We start from the raw sequence: 11,076 nt of genomic DNA on the forward strand, positions 1-11,076 counted from the left end.
TCCTTCAAAGCTCGCAGACGACATCATGGACGCCCTGAAATCCAAGCTCGACGGCCTGATCGACCGCTTCGCGATCATCGAGGCGCAACTTGCGGCCGGCATGGACGCCGAAACCTATGTGCGGCTGTCGCGCGACTATGCCGAGCTCGGGCCGGTGGTGAAGAAGGCGCGCGCGCTGCGCGCGGCCGAAGCCGAGCGGGCCGACATCGAACGGCTCATCGCCGACTACGCCGACGAGCCGGAGATGCTGGCGCTGGCGCTGACCGAGCGCGACGTCGTCGATCTGACGATCGAGCGGCTGGAGCAGGAGGTGCGGCTCGCGCTGCTGCCGCGCGACCGGGCCGACGATCTCGGCGTCATCCTCGAGGTCCGCGCCGGCACCGGCGGCGACGAGGCGGCGCTGTTCGCCGGCGATCTCTTCCGCATGTACCAGCGCTATGCCGAGGGTCGCGGCTGGAAGCTCGAGGTGATCTCGACCAGCGAGGGCGAGGTCGGTGGCTACAAGGAAATCATCGCCTCGGTCGCCGGCAAGGGCGTGTTCGCGCGGCTGAAGTTCGAATCCGGCGTGCACCGGGTGCAGCGGGTGCCCGAGACCGAGTCGGGCGGGCGCATCCACACTTCGGCGGCGACCGTTGCCGTGCTGCCCGAGCCGGAAGACGTCGATATCGTCATCAACGACGGCGATCTCCGCGTCGACACCTACCGGGCGTCGGGCTCCGGCGGCCAGCACGTCAACACCACCGATTCGGCGATCCGCATCACGCATCTGCCGACCGGCATCGCGGTGGCGGTGCAGGACGAACGCTCGCAGCACAAGAACCGCGCCAAGGCGATGCAGATGCTGAAGGCACGCATCTTCGACGAGAGCCGCCAGCGCCTCGATGCCGAGCGCTCCGAAGCGCGGCGCGGTCTCGTCGGCTCCGGCGACCGCTCCGAGCGCATCCGCACCTATAATTTCCCGCAAGGGCGCGTCACCGACCACCGGATCAACCTGACGCTCTACAAGCTGCCCCAGATCCTCTCCGGCGAAGCGCTCGACGAGGTGGTCGATGCGCTGCTGCAGGAGCGCCAGGCCGTGCTGCTGGCCGAGGCCGCCGCGTGACGGGCGACGCCGGCGGCGGCGCGGTGCTGCTGCCGGCCCTGCTCGCGGCCCAGCGCCGCCGGCTCGCGGAGGCGGGCATCGACACGGCAAGCCTCGACATCCGGCTGCTCGCCGGCCGCGTGCTCGGCGTCGATGCGGCCGGCCTGCTCGCGCACGACGGACCCCTCGGCGCGGCGGCGGCGGCTGACATCACGGCCATGGTCGACCGGCGGCTCGCCGGCGAACCGGTGGCGCGGATTCTCGGCGACTGGGAGTTCTGGGGTCTCCCCTTCGTGCTCTCGCCGGCGACGCTGGTGCCGCGGCCCGATACCGAGACGCTGGTCGAGGCGGTGCTGGATCTGGTGCGCGGCGGTGCGGTGCCCGGCGCCGGGCCGGACGGCGCCGGGCTCACCGTCGTCGATCTCGGCACCGGCAGCGGTGCGATCCTCGTCGCGTTGCTCAGCGAGCTCGGCGCGGCGGAGGGGCTCGGCGTCGATCTCTCGGAGGAGGCGCTGAGCACCGCGCGCCTCAACGCGGCCCGCAACGGTGTCGCCGGGCGCAGCCTGTTCTGCCGCGGATCGTGGCTGGACGCGGTGACGGGGCCGTTTTCGCTCGTCGTCTCCAACCCGCCCTACATCGAGAGCGCCGACATCGACGGGCTCGCGCCCGAGGTGGCGCGGCACGACCCGCGGCTCGCCCTCGACGGCGGTGCCGACGGGCTGGACGCCTACCGGGTGATCGCGGCGGGGGCTGCGGCGCGGCTGGTGCCGGGCGGGGTGCTCGCGCTGGAAATCGGCTGGCGACAGGCCGTGACGGTGACGGAGATCCTCGCCGACGCGGGCTTCGCGGCGATCACCGTGCGGCGCGACCTCGCCGGCCACGACCGGGTCGTGATCGGTCGCCGGCGCTGAAGGCGCGGGTTTCGGCCCTCGCCGCGGGTGATCGGCAGGCCTGAAAAGAATGCACTTGGAAAACGCGCGGGGAAGGGCTAGCTTCAACGCATCGAGTCAAGAGCTTCGGTCCGATGCGGTACGCCTTGCGGGGGGCTGTGCGCGTTTACCGGCCACCAAGCTCAACGAGAACGGCATAGGGCTCGTGCCCGCCGTTCGACTTTTTGATCCGATCGTCGCAACGAACTGGCAGCAAATCGAATCTGCTGCGCTCCCCCAGGGGGAGGCAGCGCGCAGTTTCGGTCAGCCGACTCCAGGAATGCGTTTTTTGACAACACTGCCTGTGACGAGATTGACGTTCGACGGTTCCGCCGCCCGCGGAACTTGTAATCGCGCGCCCTGATCCCCGGGCCGGCAAGAGACAGCGGATATTATGAGGCAAGGACAGTTCAAGCAGCAGCAGCAGCGGTCGCGGCCGCGCAACACCGGTCGCAAGGGCGTCAACTCGCTCAACAAGACCTACGATTCGAACGGCCCGGACGTGAAGATCCGGGGCACCGCGCTGCATATTGCCGAGAAGTACACGCAGCTCGCGCGTGATGCGTCGTCATCCGGGGACCGGGTGATCGCGGAGAACTATCTCCAGCACGCCGAGCATTACTACCGCATCGTCGCCGATGCGCAGGGCCACGCCCAGACCGCTTCCTACCAGCGCGACTTCGACCGCGACGAGGACGACTTTGCCAATGATGGCGAGGCGCCGGCGCCGTTCGAGCAGCGCGGCTTCGGCTACGACCGCAACGGCCAGGACCGCAACGGCCAGGAGCGCGGCCAGGACCGCAACGGCCAGGAGCGGGGCGGGCAGGATCGCAATCAGGACCGCAATCAAGACCGCAACCAGGACCGGGGTGGTCAGGATCGCGGCCAGGAGCGCGCCGGCGGTCAGGATCGGGGTCCGCAGGACCGCGGCAATCAGGACCGCGGCAATCAGGAACGTGGCAATCAGGACCGCGGCAATCAGGATCGGGGTCCGCAGGACCGTGGTCAGGATCGTGGCGGCTATGAGCGCCAGGCCGGCCGTGGTCCCGACCGCAACCAGGACCGCAACCCGAATCGCAACTACGACACCCGCGGCGCCGAGCCGCGCGGACAGGACGCGCCGGCCGAGCGCGGCCCCGAGCGCAATGACGAGCGCGGCGGCTTCGACCGCAACGCCAACCGTCCGCAGCAGGGCCGGGGCGAGCGCCAGGAGCGCGGCCCCTACCAGCCGCGGCAGGAGCGCTCCAACCGCCGCGAGCGTTATGTCGGCGACGGCCAGCAGCCCGACGCCGAGGCGCCGCTGCCGGTGAAGGCGCTGAACGCGCCGATGCCGCTCGATGCGCCGCAGCCCTTCGTCGACGTGCCGGTGCCGGCCACCGTGCCGGTGGCGGTCGCCGCCCCGGTCGCCGTGTCCGAGCCGCAGCCGGTGATCACCGCACCGCAGCCGCAACCCGTCGTCGTCGCCGAGGCCCCGGCCGCCGCCGAGGCATCCGCCACGGACGCTGCGCCGGAGAAGCCCGCGCCGCGGCCGCGCCGCCGCACCACGACCCGCCGCACCACCCCGGCCGAGGGCGGGGACACGGTTCCCGAGGTTGCTGCCGGCGAGTGACGGCTGGTCCCGCTTTCATACCTGTTCGACCGGCGGCCCCCTCGTGGGGCCGCCGTGCGTTTCCGCCTCCCGAAATCCCCCAGAACGTGGGTTGCAGCCGCCTTCGGGGAGGATTTTTTTCTCTACAGGCGCGGATGGTCTTACCGTCGCGGCCGGCAAATCCCATATCGCCATCGTGTGATCGCGGTGCCCGGATAGAGTGCCGCCAGGACGCCGTCGTCTTGCTTCGGGAGATGCCGGCGGGCCTTCAAGGAGGGACCACCCCATGAATCTCGACAAGTACACCGAACGCACGCGCGGCTTCCTGCAGTCGGCGCAGACGCACGCCCTCGGGCGCGGCCACCAGCAGTTCGTGCCCGAACATCTTCTGAAAGTGCTGCTCGACGATCCCGAAGGCCTGGCATCCGGCCTGATCGAAGCCGCGGGCGGCCGGGCGCGCGACGCGCTGCTCGCGACCGACGCGGCGCTCGACGCGCTGCCGAAGGTCGCCGGCTCCGGCGCCGGGCAGCTCTATCTCTCCGGTCCGACCGCCAAGGTGTTCGCCACCGCCGAGAAGATCGCGGAGAAGGCGGGCGACTCCTATGTCACCGTGGAGCGGCTGCTGCTGGCGCTCGCCATGGAGAAGGACGCGGGCACCGCGAAGATCCTCGCCAATGCCGGTGCGACGCCGGCCGGCCTCAACAAGGCGATCGAGGCGCTGCGCAAGGGCCGCACCGCCGACAGCGCCTCGGCCGAAAGCGGCTACGACGCCCTGAAGAAGTATGCGCGCGACCTGACCCAGGCGGCGCGGGAGGGCAAGCTCGACCCGGTGATCGGCCGCGACGAGGAAATCCGCCGCACGATCCAGATCCTGTCGCGCCGGACCAAGAACAACCCGGTGCTGATCGGCGAGCCCGGCGTCGGCAAGACGGCGATCGCCGAGGGCCTCGCGCTGCGCATCGTCAACGGCGACGTGCCGGAATCGCTGAAAGACAAGAGCCTGCTCGCGCTCGACATGGGCGCGCTGATCGCGGGCGCGAAGTATCGCGGCGAGTTCGAGGAGCGGCTGAAGGCCGTCCTCTCGGAAGTGACGGCGGCGGCCGGCGGCGTGATCCTGTTCATCGACGAGATGCATACCCTCGTCGGCGCCGGCAAGGCGGACGGGGCGATGGACGCGTCCAACCTGCTGAAGCCCGCGCTCGCCCGCGGCGAACTGCACTGCGTCGGCGCGACCACGCTCGACGAATACCGCAAGTATGTCGAGAAGGACGCGGCGCTCGCCCGGCGCTTCCAGCCGCTACTGGTCGACGAGCCGACGGTCGAGGACACCATCTCGATCCTGCGCGGCATCAAGGAGAAGTACGAGCAGCACCACAAGGTGCGGATCACCGATTCGTCGCTGGTCGCGGCGGCGACGCTGTCGAACCGCTACATCGCCGACCGCTTCCTGCCCGACAAGGCGATCGACCTGATGGACGAGGCCGCGTCGCGGCTTCGGATGCAGGTCGATTCCAAGCCCGAGGAACTCGACGAGGTCGACCGGCGCATCATGCAACTGCGCATCGAGCAGGAGGCGCTGAAGAAGGAGACCGACACCGCCTCGCGCGACCGGCTGGTGCGGCTCGAAAGAGAACTCGCCGATCTCGAGGAGCAGTCGGCCGCGATCACCAGCCGCTGGAAGGCGGAGAAGGACAAGCTCGGCCGGGCCGCGGAGCTGAAGAAGCAGCTCGACGAGGCGCGCAACGAACTCGCCATCGCCCAGCGGCGCGGCGAATACCAGCGCGCCGGCGAACTCGCCTACGGCGTCATCCCCGGCCTCGAGGCCGAGGTGAAGGCGGTCGAGGCGATGGCCGGGCCGGGCATCGACGGCGCCGCGATGATGGAGGAGGCGGTGACGCCCGACCACGTCGCGCAGGTCGTCTCGCGCTGGACCGGCATCCCGGTCGACCGGATGCTCGAGGGCGAGCGCGACAAGCTGCTGCGCATGGAGGACGAACTCGCGAAGCGCGTCGTCGGCCAGGCGGAAGCCGTGCACGCGGTCTCCACCGCGGTGCGGCGGGCGCGCGCCGGGCTGCAGGACCCGAACCGGCCGATCGGCTCGTTCATGTTCCTCGGCCCGACCGGCGTCGGCAAGACCGAGCTCACCAAGGCGCTGGCGACGTTCCTGTTCGACGACGAGCACGCGATGGTGCGCATCGACATGTCGGAATACATGGAGAAGCACTCCGTCAGCCGGCTGATCGGCGCGCCTCCCGGCTATGTCGGCTACGACGAGGGCGGGGCGCTGACCGAGGCGGTGCGGCGGCGGCCCTATCAGGTCGTGCTGTTCGACGAGGTCGAGAAAGCGCATCCCGACGTCTTCAACGTGCTGCTGCAGGTGCTCGACGACGGGCGGCTCACCGACGGCCAGGGCCGCACGGTGGACTTCCGCAACACCATCATCGTGCTGACCTCGAACCTCGGCTCGGAATACCTCGCCAATCTCGGCGAGACCGACACCGTCGACCAGGTCCGCGACGCGGTGATGGGCATCGTCCGAGCGCACTTCCGGCCGGAGTTCCTGAACCGGCTCGACGACATCATCCTGTTCCACCGGCTGAAGCGGGTGCAGATGGGGGCGATCGTCGAGATCCAGCTCGGCCGGCTGAAGACGCTGCTTGACGACCGCAAGATCACGCTCGAGCTCGACGAGAGCGCCCGGGTGTGGCTCGCCGAACGCGGCTACGACCCGGTCTACGGGGCGCGGCCGCTGAAGCGGGTGATCCAGCGCCAGGTGCAGGACCCGCTCGCCGAGAAGATCCTCGCCGGGGAGCTCGGCACCGACACGACGGTGCGGGTGACCGCCGGGACCGACCGGCTGCTGTTCAACGTCGCCGAGCAGGCGCCGGAGACGAGCGAAGCGGCGTAAGGCTTGGGGTGAGATGCAGCAGGGCTCGGCCGGGGACGGCCGGGCCCTTTTTTATGCGAGGAGAGGCTGTTGCCCCCTCATCCGGCCTTCGGCCACCTTCTCCCGCGAGGGGAGAAGGGGTTTCGCGGCGCCGTGCCGGAATGACCGGCCACTTCCGTCAATCTGGGCCGTGTTTCCCCGGCCTCGCCGCCCCTTTTCCTTCTCCCCTCGCGGGAGAAGGTGGCCGCAGGCCGGATGAGGGGGCCAGCGCCCGCCAAACCCGCCCACCTACCCGAGCGGCGGCAGCCTCCGCCGCACCGGGGAGCCCTTGATGATCGTGGTGTGTGTCACGGCGTCGTCGGCGAGGGCTTCGAGCATCTCGTCGAGGTGGGGAATCGAGCGGGCGTAGAGGCGGGCGAGGAAGGCCTCGTCGCCGGTGACCTTGTCGCATTCGACGACGTAGGGCAGGTCCTCGATCATCTTCTGCACGATGCGCAGACGGCCGGGCAGGGGGCGGACGCGGACGAGGGCGCGGATCGGGTAGCCGAGCGCCTCAGGGTCGATCTCGATGGTGAAGGCGTGGATGACGCCGGCGTCGACGAGGCGGCGCAGCCGGTCGGAGGTGCTCGGCGCCGAAAGACCGATGCGGCCGGCGAGCTCGCTCAGCGAGATGCGCGCCTCGGCGTCGAGAATCGTCAGGATGCGCGTGTCGATCGCGTCGACGGCGCGGACGGCATGTTTCGGCTTCGTCATCTGACGGCCTTCGATTTCAAGGCGAATCGGCCCGGCGGCCTTCTGCCGGCGCATTCCATCCGAGCCGGCGCCGCCGCACAATCCGTCTCGTTCCGGCCCCTCCTTCCGGGCGCTCGCGCCGCCGTCGCCGTTCCCCGGTGACGGCGGCGGATCGGCGCGCAGGATCGCCCCGCGCCGGGCCGGCTCGGACGCAAGAAGATCATGTGGATCGGGATCCTCGCCGGCATCAGCACCGGCGCGCTCTGGGGCATCACCTTCATCGCGGCGGCCGCCGTCGCCCCGTTCACCGCGATCGACATCGCGATCGGGCGCTACATCGTCTTCGGCATCGCCAGCATCGCCGTGCTGTTCGTGACGCGGCGCAGCGCCGCGATGACGCCGCGCCAGCGCCGCATCGGCCTGCTGCTCGGCGCCTTCGGCTATTCGAGCTATTTTCTCGCCCTCAGCCTCTCTGTTTCCTATGCGGGCGCGTCGATCCCGCCGCTGGTGATCGGGCTGATGCCGGTCGCCGTGGCGCTGATCGCCAATGCGCGCGACCGCAGCGTGCCGTGGCGGCCGCTGATCCCGGCGCTGGTGCTGATCTTCGCCGGCCTCGTCGCCGTCAACGTCGGCGTCTTCACCCAGCCGGTCGCCGGCACGCCGGCGGAGATCGCGATCGGCCTCGGCCTGTCGTTCCTGTGTCTCGTGATCTGGGTGGTGTTCGCGCTGATCAACGGCGCGGTGATGTCGGCGCCCGACGCGCCGCCGACGGCGGCGTGGTCGGCGATCCAGGGGCTGGGCGCCATGGTCGGCGGCCTCGCGCTGATTCCCTTCGGCGCGGCGTCGAGCGGCTTTGCGCACTATCCGCTGACCGCGCCCGAGACGCTGAATTTCCTCGGCTGGGCGCTGCTGATGGGGCTGGTCGGCTCGTGGTTCGCCGGCTGGTGCTGGATGGAGGCCTCGAAGCGGCTGCCCGTCGCGCTGATCGGGCAACTGATCGTCAGCGAGACGCTGTTCGGCCTCGCCTTTGGCTTTGCCTACGAGGGGCGCTGGCCGATCCCGGCGGAGTGGTTCGGCGCGGCGCTGCAGTTCGCCGGCGTCGCGGCGGCGATCCGGCTGTTCACCAAGCACCGGCGGCCGGCCGCTACCGCCTGACGGGCACTTCCGGAGCGGCGGCGCTCAGCCGCCGGTGCCTTCGACCGCCGAGGCGAGCTTCGTCGGCGGGTTGCCGCCGATCAGCGCGTCGATGCGGCTGCGCTCGCTCTCGAACACCGTCTGCATCTCGCCGTCCAGCGTGCGCCCGTCCGGCAGGCGGATGCGCATCGGGTCGACCTGGCGGTCGTTGACGAGGATCTCGTAGTGCAGGTGCGGCCCGGTCGAGAGGCCGGTGGAGCCGACGAAGCCGATCACCTGGCCCTGGCGGACCTTGGTGCCCTTCGCCATGCCCTTGGCGAAGCCGGTCATGTGGGCATAGGCCGAGGAATAGCCGTTGGCGTGCTCGACGCGGATGTAGTTGCCGTAGCCCGACTTCCAGCCGACCTCGGCAAGGCGGCCGTCGCCGGCGGACATGATCGGCGTGCCGCGCGGCGCCGACCAGTCGACGCCGGTGTGCATGCGCGAATAGCCGAGCAGCGGGTGGCGGCGCATGCCGAAGCCGCCGCGGAAGGTGCCGGCCGACATCGGCTTGCGCATCAGGAACTTCTTCGAGCTCTTGCCGCTCTCGTCGTAGTAGTCGACCGAGCCGTCGTCGGGCGTGCGGTAGCGGTAGTAGCGATGGGTGCGGCCGCCGAGCGTCAGCGCAGCGTAGATGATCTCGGAGGCGTCGGCGGTCTCCGATTCGTCCTCGGCCAGCGAGTAGAGCACGTCGACCGAATCGCCCGAGGCGATGCGGGCGTTGAAGTCGACGTCGTAGGAGACGATCCGGATCAGCTCGTCGATCAGCCGCGGCGACATCTGGTTGGCGAGCGCGGTCTGGTAGAGGCTCTCGTACAGCCGCGGCCGCGGTCCGTCGCTGCTGCTGCGGTCGGCATCGGCGAAGAGATCGACGCCGCCGCCCGGTTCCTCGGCCGCGACATAGCCGGCATGGTCGCTGCGGGCGACGGTGCCGGCGTGCACGCCGTCGCGGTAGAGCGAGATGCGCACCGGCTGGTAGCGCCCGGCCTCGGCTTCCGCCGCGTCGGTCGACGGGGCGAGGATGATGCGCAGGCGGTCGCCCGGATCGAGCCGGCCGATGTCGTAGGCGCTGCGGAAGGCGGCCTCGATCTCGACCGCTTCCTCGTCGGTCGCCTCGTTGGCGATCAGCAGCGATTCGAAGCTGTCGCCGCGCTCGGCGGTGGCGATCTTCTCGTCGAGCGCCGCTTCGCCCGGCACCTGCTCGCCGGATTTGGCGACGAAGGAGACGTTCTCGGGAATGATGCGGACGCCGAACTGCTCGAAGGCGCCGCGCTCGGCGAAGCCGAAGTCGAAGCGGCCTGGATCGACGAGGGGCAGCGAGGCGATCTCGACATTGCTGCCGACCATGAATTGCGCCTGCTCGCGCACCGCCGCTTCTGTCTCCTCGGCGTCGAGCGGCGAGAAGGCGATGAGCGCGGGGCTGGCGACGGGAAAGTCGGTGACCTGCACCACCATCTCGCCATCGACATCGGCGCCGTAGAGCGTGTCGGTCATCGGCCGGTCGGCGGGGGGATCGTTGGCCTCGGCGAAGATGCGCAGCGGATTGAAGGCCGGGATCTCGGCGGTGAAGGTCTCGGCGGAGGCGGCGAGCGGCGTGGTGACACGCGCGAACGGGCGGACGCGGATGATGTCGCGCTCGCCGTCGCGCGAAATGGTCGAGACGCGCAGCACCTGGCGGCTGAGGGCGGCCTCGGCGGCGAGATCGGGCAGGTCGGCCTTGGCGAGCAGGTCGCCGCGATCGGCGCCGTCGGGCATCACGGCGGCAAGGGCAGGGCCGCCGACGACCAGCACCGGCGGGCGGCCGTCGAGCGCCGCATAGAGTGCGCCGGACATCAGGCTGGTGGAGGCGAGCGCCGCGAGTACCGTGCTGGCGAGCCAGCGAATGGAAACGCCGCGCCGATCCGGCGGACCGCGCCGGTTGTCGGTCGTGGTGAGCGGCGGTTCGTCACCGAGATCGATCCGGTGTTGAGCGTGGTCGGTCCAGACCGCGTTCATCGGCGACGTGGCTCCCTCGTTCCTGGCGGTTGGCCGGTGATCACGTGGCGCTGCATCGGCGGCTCCGCCTCGAGCGCCGGAACCATGACCCCTCCGGCAGGGGCTGTCAACGAACCGGCCGGTGCCGGCGCCGGGATCCGCGGACGAAGCCGTGGAAAGCATTGCGCGTTTCGCGGCCGCGCCGGGCAGGCCCGGTCGCAGGCGCCCGTCCGGCACCTTCTGTCCCGATGCTGTGCCGACGAACCGCGGCGACAATACGGCGGACACAGGGCCGCGCCGGCGCAGCGGGCGGCCGGCGACCGGCCTGTGGATAAGCCGACAGCCCCCGGCGGGGGAGCCGGGCCGCGGGGAGCTGACGGACAAGTCTACGCGCGTGTTTCTTTACTGGACCCGCGACCGCACTCCCACTGGCCCCACGACCGCACCTCCCTTCGCGCCGTCGGGAGTCCGTCGAGACGGGGGCGACGGGTGGGCACTGCCGGGCCGCTCCTGACGGCAGCCGCGCGAGAGCCGGAGGGTGGAGCGCTTGGGGCGAGCGGGCGGCCAGTGTCCGGAGGTGGGTAGGAGGCTGACCAACCGACGATAGGCCACGGCACGGCTGGTCTGGGCGCGCGTCGCCAGGACTGAGCAGGTGCCCGCGCTTTCTGAGCCTGCCGCGGAATCGGCCCGTAGAGCGTCGATGGGATCGTAT

General features: G+C 70.5%; 7 protein-coding genes. 5 read left to right on the plus strand and 2 right to left on the minus strand.

Annotation, left to right across the window (positions count from 1 at the left end):
- The first annotated feature begins 25 nt into the window (after window positions 1–25).
- From prfA to clpB, 4 genes are all read left to right on the plus strand, one after another.
- Entirely contained in the window at window positions 26–1,102 is a 1,077-nt protein-coding gene (prfA, locus tag I5731_RS05940) for a peptide chain release factor 1 (protein WP_197310450.1), read from the plus strand.
- On the plus strand, window positions 1,099–1,992 hold the full coding sequence (gene prmC / locus I5731_RS05945) for a peptide chain release factor N(5)-glutamine methyltransferase (protein WP_328838249.1): 894 nt from the start codon (window positions 1,099–1,101) through the stop codon (window positions 1,990–1,992). The genes prfA and prmC overlap by 4 nt, the downstream gene beginning before the upstream one ends.
- 412 nt (window positions 1,993–2,404) lie before the next feature.
- Entirely contained in the window at window positions 2,405–3,619 is a 1,215-nt protein-coding gene (locus I5731_RS05950) for a DUF4167 domain-containing protein (RefSeq protein WP_197310451.1), read from the plus strand.
- Window positions 3,620–3,884: 265 nt separating this feature from the next.
- Window positions 3,885–6,506: an ATP-dependent chaperone ClpB gene (clpB, locus tag I5731_RS05955; RefSeq protein ID WP_197310452.1), complete on the plus strand. Its 2,622-nt coding sequence runs from the start codon at window positions 3,885–3,887 to the stop codon at window positions 6,504–6,506.
- A 267-nt stretch (window positions 6,507–6,773) separates the two neighbouring features.
- On the opposite strand, the gene I5731_RS05960 is transcribed toward clpB, so the two are convergent.
- Window positions 6,774–7,238 carry an Lrp/AsnC family transcriptional regulator gene (locus I5731_RS05960; RefSeq protein WP_197310453.1) on the minus strand — a complete coding sequence of 155 codons (465 nt, stop codon included), beginning with the start codon at window positions 7,236–7,238 and terminating at the stop codon, window positions 6,774–6,776.
- A gap of 201 nt (window positions 7,239–7,439) precedes the next feature.
- Between I5731_RS05960 and I5731_RS05965 the strand changes: the two genes are divergently transcribed.
- Window positions 7,440–8,372, plus strand: a complete 933-nt coding sequence (locus I5731_RS05965; protein WP_197310454.1) for a DMT family transporter — start codon at window positions 7,440–7,442, stop codon at window positions 8,370–8,372.
- A 24-nt stretch (window positions 8,373–8,396) separates the two neighbouring features.
- On the opposite strand, the gene I5731_RS05970 is transcribed toward I5731_RS05965, so the two are convergent.
- The gene (locus tag I5731_RS05970; protein ID WP_197310455.1) at window positions 8,397–10,385 is read right to left on the minus strand and encodes a M23 family metallopeptidase; all 1,989 of its coding nucleotides are present in this window, start codon (window positions 10,383–10,385) and stop codon (window positions 8,397–8,399) included.
- Between the last annotated feature and the right edge of the window lie 691 nt (window positions 10,386–11,076).

Source organism: Methylobrevis albus (genome assembly GCF_015904235.1).
Lineage (GTDB): Bacteria > Pseudomonadota > Alphaproteobacteria > Rhizobiales > Pleomorphomonadaceae > Methylobrevis_A > Methylobrevis_A albus.